The following is a 23,258-nucleotide window of genomic DNA, read 5'->3' as shown; positions in this document are numbered from 1 at the left end:
TCTATTTCTCCAACATTTGTCTGTACTCTCTAAGTTGCTGAATTGTATCTCTAGTCTCAGAATTCGGGATACCATATGCATTTCTGAATTTTATCAACTTCTCCTTAGCCTCGATCTCCATTTCGATAATATTAGTACCGTTTGCCCTCCCCGTTCTATACTGAGTTGCATGGATAAATTCTTCAAATACCGCAGAAGTTGAAGGATTTGGCCTAAATGCTATTGTAGTTGCATCTAAAGTTGATGCTTCAACACCATGATAGTTCAATAGCGGAAGCGCTTCTTCTTCCTTTACTATGAGGCCGCCATGCTTTTCAAAAGCATTTTTCATCTTATCGAACTTTTCTGCGTTCATTGGGATATGCCCTGAACCACTATCAATTCGATTTAGAGTATTACCCGTTCCCTCAATCCCCGAGCCAGCCTTCTCTGGCATCTTCCTTCCAACGTAAACCTCCCACTCCCTAATCCCCTGCGCCTCCAGCGCTTCCTCCAACTGCTGCATGCGCTTGGCATTCAGGCCTGCGTCTATCATCTTGGCCCCGTGCTTGACCAGTATCCCCAGGTTCACTGCGGCGATCAGAAGACCCACTTTGTCCAAATCGGACATGCTAACTCCCGCGATCTCAGGGTCCGTGTAGGCGTAGCCCTCACCAAGGTCATTCATCTTCACCACACCCAGATAGGTCTGCCCTCCAGATACAATGGCATCCCCTACCAACAGTGACCACACCAGCACCGAAGTCCCTGCCGAAGTGACCGAAGCCGCTACTGCGACCAGACCCATCACCCCGAAGGCGATATTCATAAACGCTTCCCCATATTGACTCGCAATCACAATGCGTTCAAAGTTAAACCGCGAGTAATACATCATTTCCGAGACCTGCTTGCTATAGTATTTCTCTGGCTCGACGTATTTCCCTGCTTCCCCCGAGGGATTTAGCGCTTCCAATGCTTCCCTATAGGTCGCATCAGCAGCCTGCCATTCCCGCGCTGTCTTGGCATTCGCCAATTGTTGCTTAGACGTCATCAGACGGTTCGTTTGCACATACTGCGTCACATAACTGGATCGTTGCTGCTCTAGCTCACCTTCGCTCTTCTTCTTCGCCTTCTTCGGGGTCTCCGGCTTCCCTAGCGATAGATATTTCTGTTGTAGCTCTCGTGAATCCTTCTGGACCAGCAGGGTTTTGGCCTTCTGCACCGCTTGCGGATCGGATGCCACTTTAGCCCGTAAAGCCGTTCGTACCTCATCTTCTGTCACGTTAACACTATACAGAGTTGGTCTTTCTTGTTCGTAATTCTCCTTCTGCTTCTCACTCCATAATATATTACGTACCTTCATGGCTTCCTCTGAGCCTTCCTCGATCAGCTCTTCCACATAAAGGTCCTTCAATTCCTCCTCATCCACCAGTTCTGCGAACGGCAGCTCCACCTTCTCAAAGTCAATCTTCTTCCCGCGGATGGCTACCCTTTCGCCTCCGATCAGCACAAATTCCTCAATATGCTTCTGCAAGATGATATGCTGCTTCGCCTGCAGCCGAATCGACTTCGGCGGAGGGGGAGGTGTATCCCTGTTTTCCTCGTGGCCTTTTGCTTGTTCTTCCCGTTTCCCGATCGTAATTCCATTCGGCGCATTCAGCAGTAAATCCTCCTGCGCCAATACCCGTAAGTTCCCTCCCGCCAGATGAATCTCTACCGTATCCTTCTGAAACANCCTTCAATTCCTCCTCATCCACCAGTTCTGCGAACGGCAGCTCCACCTTCTCAAAGTCAATCTTCTTCCCGCAGATGGCTACCGTCCCGCCTCCGATCAGTACAAATTCCTCGATATCCTTCTGCAAAATAATACTCTGCTTCGCCTGCAGCCGAATCGACTTCGGTGGAGAGGGAGGTGTATCCCTGTTTTCCTCGTGGCCTTTTGCTTGTTCCTCCCGCTTCCCGATCGTAATTCCATTCGGCGCATTCAGCAGTAAATCCTCCTGCGCCAATACCCGTAAGTTCCCTCCCGCCAGATGAATCTCTACCGTATCCTTCTGAAACAACACACCTTCCTCGCCCAACTCCATCTTCGTGTTCCCCGGAATATGTAACACCTTGGTCTTCGGCTGCTGAAACACCACCCGCGACACCATCTCTTCTCCCTGGCCTCGGGTCGCCTGAACCGCAACCCCTTCCTTCTCGACCCCTGTCGGGAAATAGACCTGCACCTTCGCCCCCTCATCTGGCAAGCTATGGAACAGATTATTGCCTTCTCCTGAATAGGGAAACCACCAGCTTCCTCCCTCTCCAGCCTCTCCATCCATGTCGAAGTGAACCCTTACCATGTTATTCGCTCGACCGACCACACTTCCGGCAATTCCCATCCCTTGGATCGCCCGATTTACTCTTGCTTTTCGGCGAAGCGCCGACCTCTGCACAAGCAAATACTCATAGTCCAGCAGACCTTGTTCATAGGTTACTCTTGACTCGCTAATCACCCACTGCTCTCGCTTGAACCCCACATTTTCGCCGACTTGGTAATACAAGCTCGACTTCACTCGGTATTGCAAGCTTTCCGCAGCAGACAGTACGGGGCCTTCACCGGACTGCCCTTGCTCCTGCCACACCCGCTCCCGATCCTGAATCATCGTATAGCTATGTGCCTGCATGTCTTTTCCCCAGGAGAAGTCAGGCACGCCAAAAAAGGCAAGAGTGGCTTTCCCGTCGATATCACAGAAGAACTTCTTGTAGGACGGATAGTGATAACTTAGTTGTTGGTGCATTTGATTCTTCAAGCCACTGGCATATTTGACGATAGCGTTCCGTCTTGCTACCAATAGACCTAATGTCCAGTACAAGTCTTGCGGATTAGCATTCTGCAGTTCATCGAGCCTTGCAAGGAGTAACTTGGCGATACAGAAAGCATTCCAACTGTCGCTCTTTTGTGTAGTCGTATGGCTCATTCGTTCGCTGTAAGACAAGGTGGACGGCTAACGTTCTGTCATTACCCCCTGTATCTTCCAACCCATAAACAGGGGAGAAGCCATTTGCTGTATGCTTCTTGACATACTTCATCAGCTCATTAAAGGCAGACGGTTTATTCTCGATTTATATTTCGTCTAGCCGTTCCAACAGTTAATAATAACGGCGGTATGTTGAGCCTTATGTAAATCCATTCCGACATAGATATGTTGTTGTTTGTAATGTGTCAAAAGGCTTCACCTCTGGTTACCGATTCTGTTGTGACATGGGTAAAGAATAGGGGCAGCCTCAGTTCAAGCGTTAACCGTTCGGTTCGCAATGGGACGCAAGTCTCTCTATTCCTTGCCTTGAAAGTCACAAGTTGTTTCATTTCAAAAACCAAAAATACTTTTTCCAATTTCAAATGTAGAAGTTCCAAACATACCTTGTCTTCCAACTGGTGGATGGTTAGCAGTACTTCTTCTGTCATCCGCCGATTATATTGGTAGATATGGTCAAATAGCGCATGTTGGCATTGTTCCAACGTTTCGAGTTTCTTATAATAGCTGTCTTCTTGTTCGACGTAACACCGTCATCCCGCCCCGTAATAGTGACAGATACGTTTATATAACTCGTTGAAAAATTCCCAATACACGTCTGAAAAGTCAATTACAATACGGTCAATAGATACAGTGACCCCTTCCATATGCCGCCCCTCCCGTTTTTTTCATGAATTTCAGGCTTAATTAGAGGGCAGGTGGCTAGCCTTTAAACGTTACCCTGGCTGTTCTATGTCAACTGGTCTTCACCAGATTGTTCGTTCACGATAACCATCGCGGCAAGCGGTCCATTCGTTGCGGACAACTTGCAGATAAGTCCTGACAATATTAATGGTTGGGCTAACTACCCCAAAAGATGCTTTGTCTTCTCATCCTCCCTACCGGGGCGAAGTATACTAGAGTTGCGAAGAATTATGAAAAATCGATGAGAAAGCGAACATAACAAAAAACAGGTCAATCATGGTGGTAGTTGACCATAATCAACCCGTTCGATGTAACGGATTAGCGTTATTTAGGTTATAAAATTCAAGCATTATTGTGTGTACAATCAAAATTGAGAAATATTTATACGGGTATTACATGGGTTTGAAGTGTTACTATTTTAATGATGAATTCATTCCGCACGGGGTAGCCCCTCGCTTTAAAATCATGATTCAAATGCAGTTCTCTCTGGGAATATGCCCCCCTCTCTAACCAAGCAAACTACGAGTCTTTGAGCCGCTCTATCAAAATAAAATTTGTTTGGGATGGTAGGATCAGGTAACGACTCTAACTCAGAAAACTTCTTAGTTGTCTTATTTAATTCAATTTTACCCATGATATCTTCATTTGGACCGAATCTGTAAACAACTGTGTTGTCATCTTCGTGTTCTTTTAGTAGTAGTACATACGAAGCCAAATTTACTCCTCCTCAGGTGGGTACCACGGACGACCAGAATCAACTGTTCTATCGTGTGCAGTCCTATAATCTGTTTTAAAAATACCTTCAAATTTTGATTCAAAAATTTCATGGTTTAATAAGTCAATATCTTGTTGTTTAAATGTCCCTTTTTGAAGTCTATCCCATGCTTGTGCAATTTCATAATCTGCTTCAAAACGCCCCACGCCGTGTTCTTTAATATGCTCTTTAAAAAACAAATGGTCTTTTATTCTTTGAACCCTATTCTCAGACATACCAGTATTTTTAGCAATACTCTGAACATCTACAATCGATTTTCTAAAGGATTCATACATTGCATCAGCTGTATTAAGCCGCTTTAAATATTCATCAACCGAAAGTTCCCGTCCTCCAGTTTGAACATTTCCCATCCCCTCAGGAATCCCTCTATGTATCTCTTCAAGCAGTTCTTTCTCTTTCTTCAAATACTCCCCAAACCGTGAAGCTTCTCGGGCAGCCCTGCTCTTCTCTATATTCTTCAACACATTTTCTCGGATCTGATCCTGCAGAGTTCTATTGCTTGTGCTTGCCTCTATCCTTATTGTTGAACTCGCAGGTTTTTCTGGGGCCTTAGCAGAGTGAATTTCCAAATCTCTATACTTATTCGTTAATCCTTTATTTTGATTCGGAACATTACTTTTGAATCGAGTTAATTCAGATTTTGGTGTCTCCCTAATCCCCTTACCTAATCCCCCTTGCATACTCTTTCCGATGTCCCCTTGTATACTCTTTCCGATATCCGCCTGCCACTTCCTAACCCCTTGAGCCTCCAGCACTTCCTCCAGCTTCTGCATACGCTTAGCATTCAGGCCTGCGTCTATCATCTTGGCCCCGTGCTTGACCAGTATCCCCAGGTTCACTGCGGCGATCAGAAGACCCACTTTGTCCAAATCGGACATGCTTACTCCCGCGATCTCAGGGTCCGTGTAGGCGTAGCCCTCACCAAGGTCATTCATCTTCACCACACCCAGATAGGTCTGCCCTCCAGATACAATGGCATCCCCTACCAACAGTGACCACACCAGCACCGAAGTCCCTGCCGAAGTGATTGAAGCCGCCACCGCCACTAGCCCCATCACGCCGAAGGCGATATTCATAAACGCTTCCCCATATTGACTGGCAATCACAATGCGTTCAAAGTTAAACCGCGAGTAGTACATGGCTTGTCCGACCTGCTTGCTATAATATTTCTCCGGTTCCACGTAGGTTCCTGCTTCCCCAGAAGGGTTTAACGCTGCCAGCGCTTCCCTATAGGTCGCATCAGCAGCCTCCCATTCCCGCGCTGTCTTGGCATTCGCCAATTGGTGCTTCGACGTCATCAGACGGTTCGTTTGCACATACTGCGTCACATAGCTGGATTGTTGCTGCTCTAGCTCACCTTCGCTCTTCTTCTTCGCCTTCTTCGGGGTCTCCGGCTTCCCTAGCGATAGATATTTCTGTTGTAGCTCTCGTGAATCCTTCTGGATCAGCAGGGTTTTGGCCTTCTGCACCGCTTGCGGATCGGATGCCACTTTAGCCCGTAAAGCCGTTCGTACCTCATCTTCTGTCACGTTAACACTATACAGAGTTGGTCTTTCTTGTTCGTAATTCTCCTTCTGCTTCTCACTCCATAATATATTACGTACCTTCATGGCTTCCTCTGAGCCTTCCTCGATCAGCTCTTCCACATAAAGGTCCTTCAATTCCTCCTCATCCACCAGTTCTGCGAACGGCAGCTCCACCTTCTCAAAGTCAATCTTCTTCCCGCAGATGGCTACCGTCCCGCCTCCGATCAGTACAAATTCCTCGATATCCTTCTGCAAAATAATACTCTGCTTCGCCTGCAGCCGAATCGACTTCGGTGGAGAGGGAGGTGTATCCCTGTTTTCCTCGTGGCCTTTTGCTTGTTCTTCCCGTTTCCCGATCGTAATTCCATTCGGCGCATTCAGCAGTAAATCCTCCTGCGCCAATACCCGTAAGTTCCCTCCCGCCAGATGAATCTCTACCGTATCCTTCTGAAACAGCACACCTTCCTCGCCCAGCTCCATCTTCGTATTCCCCGGAATATGCAATACCTTGGTCTTCGGCTGCTGAAATACCACCCGCGACACCATTTCTTCTCCCTGTCCACGGGTCGCCTGGATCGCAACCCCTTCCTTCTCGACCCCTGTCGGGAAATAGACCTGCACCTTCGCCCCCTCATCTGGCAAGCTATGGAACAGATTATTGCCTTCTCCTGAATAGGGGAACCACCAGCTTCCTCCTGCGCTAGTGCCTTCGTCCATGTCGAAGCGGACCTTCACCATGTTATTCGCTCGCTCGACCACACTTCCGGTAACGCCCACCCCTTGGATCGCCCGATTGACTCTTACTTTCCTTCGAAGGGCTGACCGCTGCACGAGCAAATACTCATAGTCCAGCAGACCTTGCGCATAGGTCATTCTTGACTCGCTAATCACCCATAAGCCCCGCTTAAACCCTACATTTTCGCCGACCTGATAGTATGTTTTGGACTTCACTCGGTACTGCAAGCTTTCCGCAGCAGATAACGCTGTATCTTCACCTGACTGCTCTTGCTCTTGCCACACCCGCTCCCGATCCTGGATCATCGTATAGCTATGTGCCTGCATGTCCTTCCCCCAGGAGAAATCCGGCACGCCAAAATACACCCTCGGCGCGTCCATCACCACATCGGGCAGAATCACCGTGCCTACGCGAGAAGCCAAGCGCTTCATAAATTGCCAGTCCGTTTCCCGGTACTGGACTACAAGCTCACCCAGGATAGCTCCCGGCTCGGTGGCTTCATTCTTCACACTGCCCTGTGGGTAGCCCTTCGCTAGTTCTCTAAGTATCTCAGTATAAGTCGCTTGCTTGTTCTGGAAGGAGCGACTCTCGGGGCGTTGATCCAGTTCATAGGATCGCGACTTGGCTTCGATCTCCACGTAATGGATTCCATCCTCCACCCGAATCTCCATCTGGCTCACGCCTCCGGCGAACCAATATTCCGGCCTCGCCCCTTCCTGCCGACGAATCAGTAGACTTTCTCCCACATGACTTTCTGCCAGACACTTCATCGCCTGCTCCTCCGTCATGCGGACGGTCAGCCGACACTGGGTATGTTCATTGAACTGGTGGATAATGTATACGTTATGTATGCCTTGATGCGTATAGGGCCAGTCCAACAAAATCCCATCCCACGGATACCAGGATTCCTCTTGTTCTTCCATCCATCCCACCACCTTATCCCTGCTTCAAATTGTGCTCGATCATTTCATATGGAGCCATATCCATCCCATTGGTCAGGAAGCTTTATCTTCCCTCCGTAAATGCAATTCAAGCATGATTTGTTTGTTAGTGCGGGGGTTCCATTCGCTCGCACCATCTTGCCACTGAGTTCCACCCTCCCGGATGGTTCAAACTCATGAACACTTAAATTTGATCGGCGTTTCGCTATCACCAAAAAAGACTCATCGCCAACCATTCAGTTGAGATAAGTCTTAATAAGATTCATTTGATTTCATTCATTGTTATGTCGAGGAAAACAGCAGTGCTTCCCTAGCTTTATGAATCTCCATCATCATCATTGCACCTAATTGAAATCCATGGATAAACGAGTCCGTCGAAAGCATTGATTCTGACTTGCCTCGCAAATCAAGCATAGCTTCAAGCCTACAAAAGTCTTCCAGTGTCAACTGTGCTTTCCATGATTCCATGGCTTCTGAGACTTCACCATTAGTTCGTCGGTAGTCTGGATTCACTGGAACTATACTTGCCTCAGGATGAATTTCTCCATAGTAGAGAGCTTCTATCATACTTCTCACTCTTCCCACCCTTTCTAAATCGACTTGAAAGAAAGACCTGCACATGATAGATTAAGTGTGCGGTCATCTCCATGAACCGTGTTGTATTGCCTATTTAACGTGACTTTAAGTCACTTCATCTATCTCAATCATACAGTGACTCGAAGTCACTGTCAAGGGGTCATTTTAATGTTTAATCGTGTACTATTTGCTGAGCGCTTCAAACAGCTGCGTCTGGAAAAATCAGTATCCCAACAAGATATTGCCTCTTCTTTAGGTGTAGATAGAACCATTGTTAGTCACTGGGAGAGAGGAACGCGGATTCCTAGTTTAGAGATTGCCTGTGCTTTAGCTGATTATCTTGAAGTTAGTCTAGACTACCTCGTCGGTCATTCCAATAATTCTTAAACGATCTATTCTTTGAGTTTATATCTTTGATTGCAATAAAAAAGCTCATTCTTCCCAATTTGTTTATTCCATATGTATGATTTAATGTAAGTTTACATATATGCCGTCAAGTTATTCCTACAGATGACACATAGATACGAACCACAATATCCAAGTCATAGTATAGGCTAAATCGTAATCGTTTTCGCCTGAATTTTCGTTTGATTTACATGAATAGAGATCAACCTTAACAGTTTTATTCCCCTCTTAAATAAAACGGAATAGCGCTAATAAGGCTTAAAAACTAAAGCGTACAACCGATATGAAAAGAGTCGAGGACAAAGGCTTCCCCCGACTTGGATTACACCCTTTGGATAGGCCACACCCAACAGTGGAACAGCGGCACAAATGGAATAAACGAACAAGCTGTTACCGTTACCGGCATAACGGAAAACACTTTCCAACAGAAGAGGCGCACGTTCTGGCCTTCTGTTACAAATCCGCCTTCCAGCAAGTTATTAAATTGGATTTTTAGGGTACTCTTCTAGATACCTATTAATTACATCTTTTTCTTCTTCATTATTCGGATTATTTCCTAAATATTTATATTCCCAAATAAGTAATTGATCATCAAAACTATATTTGGTACCGAACCAATTTGTATAATCATAATGAATCTTAAACTTACCTTTTCTATCGAGAGAAATGGTAAACGAATACCAAGGCTCTTGTTCGTAATTTATAAAAATCCTTCTTAGTTTATCACTAAGTTTGAATAGCGTTCTATCTTTCAACTTATACTGCTCTTTATCAAGAGCATAATAATTAAAGGGAATTTCTAAACTATATTTAAAGTTCTGCTCGTTCTCAGGTGTATTATAGAAGAAGTAAGTTCCCCCTCCTGTTTCAGAAATTTGGGCATAAAAATAAAATGTATGCCTTTCTTCTGGAATCATTTCATTACAAGATCTCCTTCACATTCGGCAATACGTCCATGACTATCTGTACGATAAGTATGTTGTTACGCTGTAAACCCCCAAGTTTTAATCTTTAACGCTGATCAAAATTATAGCCCCCTTTTCTTGGTAGCAAGTCTTCAAAATCACACGATGCTATTGCTTTAAAATCAGCATCCCATAACCTTGTCAGCAAATTAGATATTACTAAATTATTTATTCTTTCAATTGCCTTCTCACCTCTCCCAATGTTCCATATAATCATCTGAATGATCATATTCTGGAAATCCACGAGAAGGTTGTACTGCTCCTTGAGCATTTGCTGCGATTGTAAAGCAATTTATAAAAAATGTTCACTCTATCACTCAATATTTTCATCATCGAGTGCATCCAGAACTTTATCACTAATGTCTTGTGGGGGAAGTTCCCTAGTTATTGCTCCAGAATTACGCGGCCATGCATATTTGCCACATACTAACTCATTATGGTGATAACTGATCCTTCCACCTCTCTCAAACAACTTAATAATAGGGTCATATAGATCATGAAACTTCAGAGCGATGGGTATTTGTTTGTCTATCACGTATGCCCATTCAAGATAAAAAGCGCAAAGATACTCTGTAACCCAATCAACGTTGGTGTTTACCACTCCATTACATTCTTCCTTTATATGACCAGGTGTATCAAAACTAATTATTTCTGCTGCATTAAATACAGCACGTCTATTATCATCCTTGGAGTTAAAATCCAAAAAAATATTCCCTCTTCTAATAAACTCTGTAACTAGGAATGCATATGAAGGTTTATCCATTCCATTATTTTCCCAGTTAATGTTTTTTATTCTTTCATTCGCTTGTTCAAAGTTAGAATTCAATTTTCCCACCTCAAAATTTTGGTTTAAACCCTGGAAATCCCCCGGGTTGTGGTGGTGCTATCTCATGAGCACCTTTTGTACTTTCGTTCCTTGTACCATCTTTGAAATAGTTTATATCACGATAAGGCAATCCTTCTTGCATCATTTTACTTTCTGCCAATTCATGGTCCGCTAATTGTCTAAACCATGTTTTTTCCTCTGCTGATAATTCACCTTTTAGTGCTTTTTCCCATCCATAGGCTATATCAATATCGGGATCAAAATAGCCTTTATAATAGTACTTGCCGTTAACAGTATCAACTAAGTTCATGTGTTCAGTAAGTATTACATGTGTCTTCAACTGACTTGCCTCTTCAAAACTAAGTCCTGTATTCCGTGAAATGGTCTCTAACTCTCCGGCATCTAAACCAGTGGATCTTAACTTTTCATACGTCTGAAAAGCTATCTCTTCCTGTTTAAAATTAGGAACAAACTTAATAGGTTCTCCACGAGGGTCTATTGGTTTAGGTGTTCTAACTTTATCCGCTCCCTCAACCCCTTCACTCTTCTTCCCATCCTTGGGAGGCTTCTCCACTCCCCCAGAACCGCCGTGTCTATTACTGTCTATCCGTGAATAATCTTCAAACTTCCAGACCTTGTTCCCTTGCTTGAAATCCCCCATCCCAACAGGAATGGCTTTCTTCGAAAATGAATCCATTCGAGACGCCAGACTCTGCAGCATGCTCTCTAGTGAGGTCAGGTCTAGTGGTAGATGCATCGTGTTTGTCCGTAGCTTTCGGTCTCCTCCCAAGCCTTCAACCGCTTCTTGCAGCTTATTATTCCACCGTGGGGGCACCAGGCTTGGCTTTGACGTTTCTCCACCTTCTACTACTGTAGACTTACCCTCAATGAACGATCCTGGCCCTTTATCCATTTTTTTGGCGAGTCCGGCTGCGCCCTTCTGCATAGCGACCACATCCGACACGCGTTCTAATGCCTTGATCTTGTTATATCCCGCATTGTAGCTTTCCTCTTTGCTGTGGGTCAATAGGTTTCCTTTGTCATTAATGATTTTCGCAACTGGGTCTGTTAAGGAATTCCAAGCGCTTGCAACATCATTCCCTATCTCTTTTAATCCCTTCTTCAGTTGCACGAGGTCTGAACTGTATTCAACCACTGCACCTACCGCTTTGCCTAGACCTTCCTGGGTCGCGTTATGCTCAAGGCGCCCTGGCCCCAGTTGGCCATTTACGTCCATATTCACATATTGATAACCTATATCCAGTAAATCAGTTGTAAAATCACTTACTCCCTGCAAAATCTCTATTATTCCATTCGCCCCACCCTTCACTTCTTCCACGGCATTCGTCCAGGCGCGGGAGGCCATCACCATCGCAATGCCTTGATCGGCTACCTGCTGTTCAAACTCAGATAGCAGCGGTTCCGCATAGAATTGATGCACACTGGCTTCGATCTGGATCTCGGTCCCTTGGCTATTTACCTGCTGCTCCAGATCCACCTTCTCTGTCGGCGTACCCAGGTGCAAGCCATTTCCCCCCACCAGTTGGATGCGTCCACCCGACAAGCTCAGATCGCCTGTCGCCTGAATCTGAACCTGCTGCGTACTCGTCAGATTCACGCCATGCTGGGCATTCATGGAGATATATAGCGCACCTTCCTGCGCCTGGATGTTCAATTCCTGATTCCCAAGGGATATTTCCTTGCCCTCCGGGTTGGCAAAGGATTTCACCCCGGGGTCTGCTGTTTTTCGCTCATGCCGTTCGGCCGGGGATTCGACAATCTGACCATTTGCGGAAGGCTTGGCAGACACGGCACGGGAAGAGGGCGAAGTTCTTACCGATTGAATCACCATGGCATCATCCTCATTCGGACCCGGAAAGTATAGCTTGACCTGCGCGCCCTTCTCCGGCATTAGATACCACACCTGATTGCCCTCTGCCGAGTAGGGGAACCACTGGGCTGCTTGAGAAGGTTGCTCATCCAGATCCAGATGCAGACGCACCTGATTGCGGCTAACCTCAATGATCTTCCCTTCAATAGATGCGCCAATTATCGTCTCATTGTACTTCTTGGAGATGCGTAGTCCTTCTTGAATGGCACACTCATACGACCAAGTCATCAGCCCTTGATCTAGCCCCCCTTCGCACCGCGTAATCACATAAACCTCGTGATTCCGATGCACCTCATCCCCCACCTGCAAAATACGATCCCATTTAAAGGCATAGCGGGTATAGTCCTCAGCACGAACATGCGCCCCGGCATTTGCTGCCTGATCCAGAAAGGGCGCTAGATTCCTTTTGAGTGTAAATGGAACTCCCTCCAACTGAATCTCTTTTCCTGTCTGCGGAATCCCGATCCAGATTTGGGGATGGGCAGACAACGTATTGGGAAGGATGGAGACTCCAGCATGCGAGGCTAGACGCTTCAGAAACGTCCAGTCCGTCTCCTGATATTGCAGCATGAACTGACCTGTAGCCTGCTTGCCAAAGGCTTCGTCAATCTTGTCTGCTCCGGGATAGTCGGCAAGTACAGCATCGATAATCTCTGCATATTGTTGATCTACCCGTTGGAAGGACCGGTTCTTCAATTCGGTATCCAGCTTAAAGCTGTGCGAGATGAGGCCAAGGAAAACCTTGACCTCCTGCGGGGCATGCTCCATTTGGATATCATACAATTGTCCCATGAACAAGGGACATCTTACGCCCTTCTCATCGTCATACCATAGCTCGATGGCATCTTGTTCACTGGCTTGTGTCAGCAGTTGATCCGCGAGCCAAGGCTCTACGCTTCCCTGCAGGCTCACTCTCGCATGCTCCCCCCACTCCTGAAGCAGGCTTAGCTTCTGAAGACGGATCTCACCATAGGGCCAGACCACATGAATTTGGTGATAGGTCAGACGGTCTTTTGCTACATTCATACCTTTGTCTCCTTTGATTCTTCTCCGGATTCATCTATGAATTCAAGGATCTGCTCAAGCATCCTGTCCATCGTCTATAATCGAGATGACTCCACCACTCTCGGAAGGAAGCTCAACGATAATCGAACCAGGCACGACTGACATCCGTACACCAGGCAGACCTTGGCAGTTGCATGTTAACGTACAGTTACTCAACAGCGCAGGTGCTCCCTCAATCAACACATCCTCTTTTCCCCCCGTCCACTTGGCACCAGGTTCAATCTGCGGCTCACAGGGGAGCCCTTGCTTCAATTTGCACAGCCCAAAAGCATGCTTCTCGCTGATATTGGCATTTGCTCCACAAACAGCATCCTCTACCGTCAGAACAGGCTTGTCCTTAATATAGACACCGTGACTATACGTGGCATTGAGTACACCAGGGTCTGTTCCCTGACTACACTGCAAGGTCGCTCCTCTCACCACATAAGTCTCTTCCCCTCCAAAAGCGCCCTCACTTAATGCCCTGATCAGCATGGGTAAAAAAGACATATGCTCTCCTCCCTTTCATCCGTTTTGTTATAGCCATGTTGCTGTACGAAATATCGCATACATAATAGAAGTCCATCTGGGTGCATGCTCGAGTTTGAATTGACCACTCACGCTTAGAGCCTTGCCTCGCCACGATCGAATGAATCCAATTTGCAGACAGGGATCAGGCATCAGCGGAAAGACATTCGTATAGCAGTTGACATACGTATCCTGAAGCGGCATTGCTGTCTCTTCTAACCGGATCAAAGAGGACTTTGTACGGCTCATTTCGCTCAAAAATCCCTGCTGATACATCTCTACCTGCTCAGGAAGTAATTCCTGTTCACTTTGGTAGACACCAAACACGACCCCTTCCTTCTGATCCTGAAAATTCCAGCTTCCCGTTCTGCTTCTGGCTTGCTGCATAGGTGTCAGAGGGAGCCAGTTCACCGGTAAATGCATGGTGATATCACCTTCCGGTCGTTGAACACTACGAAATGGCATCTGCTCGCCATCTGGAAATGTGAGTAGGCCACCTGGGATCTGCTCTACCACCTGTTTGGCTGTCATGAGCATCCAGCTCTCATCGTTCTCTGTCATCTCTAGCTGCTCCTGAAGCTCTTGCTGATGCTTCAGCTTCAGAAATATCTCGTCCCAATGTGCCTGCAAGCTCACACCTCCTCACATAAGTGCCAATTTGTGTAGCCTAAAGCCCGTAAAACTTCGCCGAAGCAAACTTTCCGCCGCCTCAAGACTCACGATAAAGTAAGGTTCTCTTATATCGGCAAGTCGGAAGAAATGATGTCCTTTGACCCTTGATAAATCCAAAACGAGACGTTTCAACGTATGGTCATGCGGATAAAACTCTGTATGAATAGATGTTCCCTCCACCTCGGGAATCCAGGGTATCCAATAGAGCGCCTGATGGTTCAGCTCCGGATGGATTAGATGGACCTGCTTCCAACGAATATGCTTGTTATACATCTCCAGAATACGTTTCATCTCATCCGACAAAAGTGGCTGTGCCTCCACGAAAGGAAGCCAATCCCGGTACCCCTCACCCGAAGCATTTTCAGCCTGCAGCACTTGCACCGGAGGCATGTTAGCGAACGGAGTTTTTAGCATAGCGGGAAGCGCCAATTTGAGACGTGAAGATGTGCGGTCATCATTTGTAAGTGCATAATAATGGTGCATCGTATCTTCTCCTTACTCCGTCCAGACAATGGAATCAAATTGAGCTTGACTAAGTTTCCAGCTCTGGCTGTACTTTTGTGGCACACGAGCCCCTTCCAGGGAGGCTCCCTCAAAATAGGCATGCTCAAAATTTTGCGTATCTGTAAAATCAGCTCCGTTCAGACAAGCATGCTCAAAATGCAACCCGCACAAGCCTGGGGAACGCTCTTCCCCCTTTCTTTTGGCCTGTCCACTGGCTCCGCGAAAGCTGGCATCTGCAAGCTGACTGTAACGAAAATCTGCATCCGTTAGTAAGCAGTCCTCAAAGCTGCTTTCGTTCAATACGGCATGCTGCCAGCGACATCCAATCAGAATGCATTCGTAGAATCGACTGTTCCTCAGTTCACTATAGCTAAAGTCGTTATATCGTAAATCTCGCTTCTCTACTTCAAAGTATGGCTGTATAAACTGTCTTAAATTTTCATACACAAATGGTGAGTCCTCATCCTCTTGAAGTAATTGATCAACAAGTTCTTCATCTTTTCGTGCTTCCTGACCCTCGATGTACAAGCTCTCACTAAAATCCTTGTATTCACCCGTTCTGATAAATAGCCGACTATGCTTCAATATCCCCTGATACTCAGACATTTGTGTGGCCTCAGGCAAGGCTAGACGCAATAAGGCCTTCACATATTGATGGAAGAAAGGCACAAGCTTCAGCACCATTCGTTCAACATCTGCCGAATGAATGGAATCGATGTATCGTTTTCGTTTTTGCTCCAGCAGGGTCATCATCCCGCCTAGTGGTGCATAAGCCCATGATGCATCATAAGTACAGCGCACCTCTGAGTCGTCGGTATACCACTTTGCAGTATAGGCTTCAACCATATACAGATATGATCGCTCAAGCATCTGCGTTCGTAGCAAGGAATAATGGATATAACCAATAGCCCTCAGTTCGTTCCGGTCCTGTAAATGCCGAATTCGAGAACATAATTGCCTAAAAGATGCCAGGACCCCCTCTATCAACTCGGTCTGCTCGTGATAAAAGGTTGTCTCCAATAGATCCAGTTGGTGGTTCAGAAGCGGTATCACTTCCTGCTCTCTAAAATGCTGCAACGCTGTCGACCTGTCCATAAGGTATGAAGCCCCCTTTTGTTCAATTCATCTTGATTTCAGTACCAGAGAACATGGTATTATCCGTAAGTGTTAATGTATTTCCATTGCCTGAGAGCTCGATGGTCTCCGCAGACAACTGAATACGGCCAGAATTCATAACAATATCCGAAGCTGCGCGTATGCTCACATCTTTACCGCTGACAATACTAATGCCTGTGTTATCATTCATAACAATAGACATTCCATCACCGGAGATGACTATTTGATCGGGGGCAAGCATGATTTCTTTGCCGTACTTGGTGCGAAGGGTCTTGATGGCAGGATCGTCCATACGGTCTGGAGTAGATGCTGCTGAAGGTGTTTCAGCAGCTCCGGATGAGGCAGGTACAGTAGCTACAATAGCAGGAGTTGTGGGGACAGTAGTTTTTGCAACTGCAGGTATCTCTCTTTTCACCGAACTGATAGCATACCCCTCCTCTTCCTTATAGCTTGGAAAATAAATCCGGACACTATCTCCCTCCTCAGGCATACAGTACCAGCCCGTATTATCAGCAGAGGCATAAATCGTAGAGTATGGGAACCAGTAATCCGTATTGGGGTCTTGCTGATCATCCATGTCCAGTTTGGCACGAATCTGGTCTCTACGAACACTGAGAACCTTCCCCTGTATAGAAGCGCCAATAATCGAGCGATTGTAATCCTTGATCGGGCGCAGTCCACTACGTGGTGACAGCTTCACAGTATTCGTCAGTATCCCTTCACATATTTCAGTCACCACCTCGGCTACAAGCAGCAATTGTCCCTTAAACATCACTTCATAGCCAGGCTCTAAAGTCTTATCACTCTGTACTTCATATTGGATAAAATCACTATCACGCACACCCGGGATTGAATTATCTACAGCCGTCTGATGGGCAGCTACACGCTTGGTGGCCTTATAGTAAGGAGATAAGAGTTCTCCCTTGCTAAGTCCCATTGGCATACCAAAGTAAAATTTAGGCACCCCATAGCCTACGGCTGGGATTAAAGGAGAATAGAAATGAGAGGCAAGACGCTTAAGAAACTGCCAATCTGTCTCATCATATTGCATAATAAAAGTACCAATTTTCTTTTGCTCAGTGACAACATCCATTGCCTCCCCCTTGGGGTAACTGGACATAATATGCTTAATCAGACCGGCATAAGTAATCTGCGGGTTCTGGAAGGAGCGCCTGTGGCGCTTAATGTCCAATTGGTAGGTATGAGAGATCGCTTCAAAGGTTAAATAGTGGATTCCATGAATGAACTTCTCTTCCACATTTAGCACTACTCCACGGAATAGAGCCTGTCGGTTCCCGGACTCATCCTTCACAAATGCCTTAACCTCTGTCTCTTCGTCTGATGCCCTTATATAACGCTCCTTGTTCTCTTCGGAAATTATTCCGCTGCATATCATTCGGGCATGCTCATTTACCGTCTTAATAATCTTCAACTCATGTAAATGAACAAAGGTAAACGGCATAACTTCAATTTGTCCATAAGTTATGGTAGAGCTCATGTGTATCCCTCCTTGATTATTGATTTAGACACTCAGCTTCTCTCTTCCCTAATCTACAATCATCCGCCCTGCGCTCCCAGGGCTCAGTCCCTTTCTCCCGCCCCCTCGGTTGCTATCCAGAATGCGTAACAGGTGCTTATGAATATCGGCATTCCTATAATCCCTGTATGCCATGCCGAGTCGGCCTGCGATGTAATGGAGAATGACACTGCGATGAAGCACCCCATCGTTCAGGCACATCATGGCAAATGCCAGGTCCTGCGGATCTGTGCTACCTCGCCGCAGCAGCTCGTCGCCGAACAGGCGCATCACCGCTGGGAGCAAGGTGCTTTGTCCATAAGCTGCTGCTGGGGCATAGAGCAGATTAACCGTGTTGTACTCTGTGGCAAGGTCCCGGAAATTTTGATAGTCCTGACGGAGCCGAGCACCCGTCTTCAGCTTGAAGCGGCATAACTCCAGCTCGTCTGCCGCCAGCTCAAGCCGCTCATCGAGCACAATTTCACTGCGCCCTACCACCCAGTCGCCATCCTCCGTCCCTTCCAGGAACCGAACCTTGACCACGGTCTCCCACCCTGTAGCCAGATAGGTAAGTATGGCAGGCTCACTGAGCATATATAATTGCCCGCCGTGCTTGATTAGGCCAGGCTGCACCGTCAGCGTATCTACTCCCACCGCCACCTGGGCCCCGGTAATAATACCGTCCGCATACTCGCGGTAATAAATATCTGCCAATTCACGTGGATAGTCCCGCAAGCTTTCCAGCATTGCTGTCTTGAGAATTCGTCCCTTTTCAAATTTGGGCGTCAGGTTCGCAAACAAATACAGCCCCTCCTTTCAGCAACTGATAGCTTCTATTTCATCCCATCAAAAAAATCCAGCTCCGAGCTATCGCTCTCGAAGGGGAACAACTCCTTGCGCCCAAGGAACAGGCCTTCATCCCGGCGGGCAATCGGCAGTACATGGAACCCCCATTCATGCTCATCGGCAAATACAAAGAACTTGGTCTCCCCGTTCACAATGGAATCCGTATCATCCTGCGGAATGCGTTCCCCATAGTGCGCCCGGATATCCTCATACACCACGGGCTTGTAATCTTCAGCAGAATTTATATAACTGTACTGCCGCCGCAACGCATCATCGCTGCCTCGCAGGAACAAGTCCAGTTGGACGACCCCGGAGGGACGGGATATCGTTCCAGGCATACTGTCACTCCGGCGTAAGCTGCTGATTAGCTGCACTTCCCGGCGATGGTGAGTAAAGGCGCTTACCGTGTAGGGGATGGCTGCAGATCGAGTCAATACACTCGCCTCGATCTCTCCTGTCTTACGGGCGTGCAAATAACGGATCGCCCCCCGCAGGCAAGCGAGCTTAAGCTCGGGAACCCGCCCCTCCAGAGGCTTCTGACGAAATTCAATACTACGTCCTGGCACGAATTCCTTAAGCGCCTCACGGAATACATCAATCCGGCAGGATTGCCCGGTCAGCTTGATAATGGAATAGTCTGCCAAGGCCCCTGCTCGATAGAATTCGTCCAGAAATCGCCGCACCACCTCATAGATATCCGCCTTGATCAATTGCGTAATTTCCTGAATGTTGAACACCAATTCAGGAACCGCATATTCATCCTTCAGCTCTCCGTTGGCATTGGCATCCACCGACAAGAACCAGCGCTCCACACGAGTCATCTCCAGAGAGCCATCCTCTTGAGAGCCAAGCTGGCTACCGTCTTCTCCCCCGGAACCGGAGCCAGCAAGGGGAGCTTGACCATGCTTGGCCTGGAAGCGGCTCATAACCACTCCCGTCTTCCGGTAGAACTGCTCCTTCATTTCCTCCGCCAAATCCCACAGAAAGTGAAAGTTGCCTCTCACCCGTATGTATTCCTCACGAGATCGGTTCTCATATTGGACAAATGCCGTTGGAATGACTCGCTCCGCTTCCTGATAACGTCGTTCCAGTTCCGCATAAATAACATCGATCCCCTGCTCATCCACTTCCCGGAACAAGTCATTGCCCGGAAAGGCGATTAAGGCATCAATGCCCTGTCTTTCCCGCAGCCCGCTATAATAATCTGCGAAAGTCACCTTCAGTAGCTGCATGATCCGATACGTCAGGTTATTCCCACCGAAATGCGTATCTCCATTCTCGTAAGTGGATTCAATTGAGATCCGGTAAGACATGTGACCATCGTCAATTCGGAAGATACAGGAGGACAAATCTGTCGTGCCCCCGCCACAATCAATGACAAGTGCCTTATATTCCGTACCTTCCACAAAGCTATTCCGTTCAATTCCATCCGCAATCGTGTTATAAAGGACGGCCATCCCTTCATCCAGTGCATGGGTCCGCTCAATCCGGTATTCGGGCAGTAGCTCAGCAAACATCTCCAGATAGGGCGTCTTCATTTTGACCGGAGAGGTGAAGTGCAGGTTCTTGAATTTACATTTAAATTGATGCTCCGCCATCCGAATGACATACATAAGATAAGCACGCAGTAAGTCGCTCCGACTGGCTCGTGCAGTATTCCCTTCGCTGTCCATAAGCTCCACCGTTTTGCGATAGTCATTCACCCAGCGCTTCATCCCCTGGAATACGGACGTGCGATCGCCGAAGCTGCTTCGTCTCCCTCTTTGCAAGGCTTCATGTCCGAAGGCATAGCTGACCTGCTCCGGATTGGAGCAATCCACTACACCTACTGCCGTCGGCAAGGCCTCTGTCCATGGCATACCCTCGGTATGAGGGAACTTGACGAATTGAATCTCGCGCCCTGACGATATCTCGCCTGCTGCTGACGAAGTAACACCACCCCAATCCAGCAAGGCTCCCGCCGTTGTGTTACAGGTTCCAAAATCTACCGCCAGTACCGCATCCGTATCCTTAAGTTCGCCAAATTCCAATTCAGCAATGGGCACCTTGTAATAATGAATATGGGTAGGTGGAAGGGCACGCTCTTGATAATAGGTGTTATAGATGTAATCTGAATCGCTTCTGCGCATGAAGATAAGGCTATACTGCCGATTTGCCGTATGCCGCCACTCTCCCTCATGATGTGCGGCCAGATAGTAATCACCTCGGGTCTCCTTTTGCCGCAGATGAAAAATACCACACAATTCCATCCGGTCGTTCACCAGCAGCACATTCGACTCGGGCAACTCCATGGATGCCTTAACCTCATAAGCATCTGTTCTGCCGATCTCAAGACCTGGATATACTACCATTCGAGCGGGTACACGGATACGGTCAGCTTGTTGCAACGGGGCCTGCATATATCGGCTCATCACTGCCTGTATACGCTCCATCCCTCCTTCGCTGGTAAAGCCGATTAACAACTGTTCCTCCGCGCCTAGGTATTTCAGGATAATGCGTATCGTATCGTCCCGATTCAGCCCCTGACTGATCCCTTCCACCAGCCGCTCCCGGTAACAAATATTCCGAAGCTGAAAGGTGGTTAGCTCGGACAACTCCTCTCTCGTATAACGAGTTGGTCCGTTGCCGCGTTGTCGCCCCGCCTGATCGGTATATAGCTTGAATCCACTCATGAGCCCCACTCTCCCTCTTGCGTTACTACCTTAATACAGTGCGATCCGGTCTACGATCATCGTCTCCTCCGCATCAATAATGCCTATATGGCAGTCCCAATACACCTCGGTTCGATAACGTACGGGAAGAAACAGCTCCATCAGTGTCTCAAGCTTCATCCGCCCCGTTTCCGTACACTTCTGACCAATATAGAACAGCATTTCATCCTTCTCTTCGCTGTTAACATAAATTGTGGAGTGCCGAAACACCTGGCCCACCATGCTCTTTAGCAAATGTAGTGGCTCTCCCGTGTCGTACATTCTCAGAATCGCCCCCGCAATCCATTCCTGCTCTTCGCGAGTAAAGAGGCGCATTCGTTCTTTGACCCGTTCGCCAAACGTCCCGGATTCCAGATCTCGCAATACGAAACGGATATAATATTCCCGCTTGTTCATACCTTGCATCAGATCGAGCTCCGCCAGAAAGTGCACTAATATATCAAATAATTCATGCCTGAACTCCGAATCCTCGGACAAATTAATATCCAGCATCTCGCCAAATATGTTGTAGAATCGGTAGTAGGGGTTAACCTCTACCTCCAACTCATGCTGGCCTGCTCCGGCATTTATCTCCTGCAAGCTAAGCTCCATATATGGCGAATACACTCTGGCTGGTATAAATCTGATGTGCCGCTTATCTAATCCGGCCTGACCGGCACGCACCAGCAAATCCCAGATATAATTCAAGCCCATTCTCCTTCGCAGCGGTATTCCGGGAACATAAGCTGCACCTCGGAGACAAGGAAGCTCAGCACATCCTCGGCCATGAAGGACAGACTCTCCGCGAAGCCCTGGTTCTTAAATCTCAGGCACATCCGCCATTTTCCGTTGTCAATTCGGACCTCATCCGTAATAAAGCGGTTTAACTCATAGGTGATTGCAGAGCTAGTTCCTGGAGTACAAATCTCCACATCAGCAAGTTCTAATGACTCTGCTGCAACAAAGGAATGCATTAACCGCAAAATATCACCGCGAGAACGAACAACCTGTCCCTGTCTTCGGTGATAGCTATCGATAAAATTCTGCTTCTGGCGGTTGGACATTAGTCCATATCCCGGCTTGCTCATAACGGATTCAAACGGTTCGACCAGCATAAGCATCTGCCACACCACAGTTTGATCCAGCGAGGAGACCACCGTCAGTTCCTCTTCACTTCGCTTAACATATCGCACCGTATCATCTACTACATCCACCAGATAACCATGCTGAACTCCCGTTTTTCTTAAAGACAGTACATGCTCAAAATTAATGCGGTCGAGTGCAGGAACGGGAAAACCTCCCGCCTTTAGCTCTAAACGCTGAATATTCCACAAAGGAATCATATCAACTCGCTTGAACGACTCGTATTCCTCCAGATGCACCGTCAGTTCCAGCACCTCTTCTGCCTCATCCAGTTCACCGTCCAGCCGGGTCAACACCGCATCTACAAATTTATGGGCGTATGGGTGATTGAGCGTTTTCCAGGGCAGCCCATTGCTCAGAAAAATATGATATAACCTTTCAATCTCTTGAATGTATACCATATTCCGTTCCAGCTTGAACTCAATATCATAGGAGGCACGAGAGGTGGTCAGCTTGCCCTTGAAGCTTCGATTGCTCTGCACAAGATGCTGAATGTCCTTGTGACTGCACGCCAGAAACAGCGTGCATAGCCGTACCGCTTCTCCGCCTCGCAGACCGGAAGCTATTGAACTAAGATCAATTCTCCCCGGCTCTGTATCCTCCACAATCATCGGGAACAAATATTCATGTAGTGGGTCCCATTCATCTCGTCGGCACATAGATACGAAGACATCGTACTTGCCTTCGTATTCGCCAACCTCCTCGAACACCCGCTGCTCCAGCCTCCGGTTCAAGTCCTCTTGATAATCCACCAGATTTAGAAACACGCCGCTCATCAAATCTCGCAGCATACGTCGCTGCTGTAAATCCTCCATTTTGCTCAAGCGTTCCAGAATCATATCCTTCATGAAGCGTTCCCTCCTTTGGACAATAGC

The 23,258-nt window shown here is 47.3% G+C and carries 18 protein-coding genes; 1 reads left to right on the top strand and 17 read right to left on the bottom strand.

The window, feature by feature from the left end; all coding sequences use genetic code 11:
- Position 1: 1 nt before the first annotated feature.
- The 4 genes from BN3279_RS10205 to BN3279_RS10180 all read right to left on the bottom strand — a co-directional run bounded on the left by BN3279_RS10205 (position 2) and on the right by BN3279_RS10180 (position 8,228).
- Positions 2-1,660: a hypothetical protein gene (locus BN3279_RS10205; protein ID WP_148466829.1), complete on the bottom strand. Its 1,659-nt coding sequence runs from the start codon at positions 1,658-1,660 to the stop codon at positions 2-4.
- A 2,486-nt stretch (positions 1,661-4,146) separates the two neighbouring features.
- Positions 4,147-4,398: a hypothetical protein gene (locus BN3279_RS10190; protein ID WP_059050550.1), complete on the bottom strand. Its 252-nt coding sequence runs from the start codon at positions 4,396-4,398 to the stop codon at positions 4,147-4,149.
- 2 nt (positions 4,399-4,400) lie between these two features.
- A complete protein-coding gene (locus BN3279_RS10185; RefSeq protein WP_059050549.1) occupies positions 4,401-7,643 on the bottom strand; it encodes a contractile injection system protein, VgrG/Pvc8 family in 3,243 nt (1,080 codons plus the stop codon).
- Between the two features lie 300 nt (positions 7,644-7,943).
- Positions 7,944-8,228, bottom strand: a complete 285-nt coding sequence (locus tag BN3279_RS10180) for a DUF6809 family protein (RefSeq protein ID WP_232436819.1) — start codon at positions 8,226-8,228, stop codon at positions 7,944-7,946.
- A 177-nt stretch (positions 8,229-8,405) separates the two neighbouring features.
- Here BN3279_RS10180 and BN3279_RS10175 point away from each other — a divergent pair, with 177 nt between their 5' ends.
- A complete protein-coding gene (locus BN3279_RS10175; RefSeq protein WP_059050548.1) occupies positions 8,406-8,624 on the top strand; it encodes a helix-turn-helix domain-containing protein in 219 nt (72 codons plus the stop codon).
- Between the two features lie 497 nt (positions 8,625-9,121).
- Here the strand turns inward: BN3279_RS10175 and BN3279_RS10170 are convergent, their stop codons facing one another.
- The 13 genes from BN3279_RS10170 to BN3279_RS10110 all read right to left on the bottom strand — a co-directional run bounded on the left by BN3279_RS10170 (position 9,122) and on the right by BN3279_RS10110 (position 23,231).
- Positions 9,122-9,559 (bottom strand): immunity protein YezG family protein, encoded by a 438-nt coding sequence (locus tag BN3279_RS10170; protein WP_059050547.1) that lies wholly within the window; start codon positions 9,557-9,559, stop codon positions 9,122-9,124.
- A 94-nt stretch (positions 9,560-9,653) separates the two neighbouring features.
- Entirely contained in the window at positions 9,654-9,836 is a 183-nt protein-coding gene (locus BN3279_RS10165; RefSeq protein WP_148466827.1) for a hypothetical protein, read from the bottom strand.
- An 84-nt stretch (positions 9,837-9,920) separates the two neighbouring features.
- A complete protein-coding gene (locus tag BN3279_RS10160) occupies positions 9,921-10,442 on the bottom strand; it encodes a hypothetical protein (RefSeq protein ID WP_187377772.1) in 522 nt (173 codons plus the stop codon).
- Between the two features lies 1 nt (position 10,443).
- Complete coding sequence (locus tag BN3279_RS10155) at positions 10,444-13,350, bottom strand: contractile injection system protein, VgrG/Pvc8 family (protein ID WP_059050544.1); 2,907 nt, start codon at positions 13,348-13,350, stop codon at positions 10,444-10,446.
- Between the two features lie 54 nt (positions 13,351-13,404).
- Positions 13,405-13,878 carry a DUF4280 domain-containing protein gene (locus BN3279_RS10150; protein ID WP_082673020.1) on the bottom strand — a complete coding sequence of 158 codons (474 nt, stop codon included), beginning with the start codon at positions 13,876-13,878 and terminating at the stop codon, positions 13,405-13,407.
- A gap of 27 nt (positions 13,879-13,905) precedes the next feature.
- Positions 13,906-14,526, bottom strand: coding sequence for a hypothetical protein (locus BN3279_RS10145; RefSeq protein ID WP_059050543.1), 621 nt, complete (start codon positions 14,524-14,526; stop codon positions 13,906-13,908).
- 12 nt (positions 14,527-14,538) lie between these two features.
- Positions 14,539-15,051: a hypothetical protein gene (locus tag BN3279_RS10140; RefSeq protein WP_059050542.1), complete on the bottom strand. Its 513-nt coding sequence runs from the start codon at positions 15,049-15,051 to the stop codon at positions 14,539-14,541.
- A gap of 12 nt (positions 15,052-15,063) precedes the next feature.
- Positions 15,064-16,167, bottom strand: a complete 1,104-nt coding sequence (locus BN3279_RS10135) for a pentapeptide repeat-containing protein (RefSeq protein ID WP_059050541.1) — start codon at positions 16,165-16,167, stop codon at positions 15,064-15,066.
- A 22-nt stretch (positions 16,168-16,189) separates the two neighbouring features.
- Positions 16,190-17,686, bottom strand: a complete 1,497-nt coding sequence (locus tag BN3279_RS10130; RefSeq protein ID WP_059050540.1) for a phage baseplate assembly protein V — start codon at positions 17,684-17,686, stop codon at positions 16,190-16,192.
- Positions 17,687-17,734: 48 nt separating this feature from the next.
- A complete protein-coding gene (locus BN3279_RS10125) occupies positions 17,735-18,505 on the bottom strand; it encodes a DNA and RNA helicase (protein WP_089153459.1) in 771 nt (256 codons plus the stop codon).
- Between the two features lie 32 nt (positions 18,506-18,537).
- Positions 18,538-21,222 carry an acetate and sugar kinases/Hsc70/actin family protein gene (locus tag BN3279_RS10120; RefSeq protein ID WP_059050539.1) on the bottom strand — a complete coding sequence of 895 codons (2,685 nt, stop codon included), beginning with the start codon at positions 21,220-21,222 and terminating at the stop codon, positions 18,538-18,540.
- 30 nt (positions 21,223-21,252) lie between these two features.
- Positions 21,253-21,954, bottom strand: a complete 702-nt coding sequence (locus tag BN3279_RS10115; protein WP_059050538.1) for a hypothetical protein — start codon at positions 21,952-21,954, stop codon at positions 21,253-21,255.
- Entirely contained in the window at positions 21,945-23,231 is a 1,287-nt protein-coding gene (locus BN3279_RS10110) for a hypothetical protein (protein WP_059050537.1), read from the bottom strand. The genes BN3279_RS10115 and BN3279_RS10110 overlap by 10 nt, the downstream gene beginning before the upstream one ends.
- Positions 23,232-23,258 lie beyond the last annotated feature (27 nt).

The organism is Paenibacillus senegalimassiliensis (assembly GCF_001486585.1).
GTDB classification, from domain to species: domain Bacteria; phylum Bacillota; class Bacilli; order Paenibacillales; family Paenibacillaceae; genus Fontibacillus; species Fontibacillus senegalimassiliensis.
Note: the sequence above shows the minus strand (reverse complement) of the source record. Positions and strands in the feature narration are given on the sequence as shown.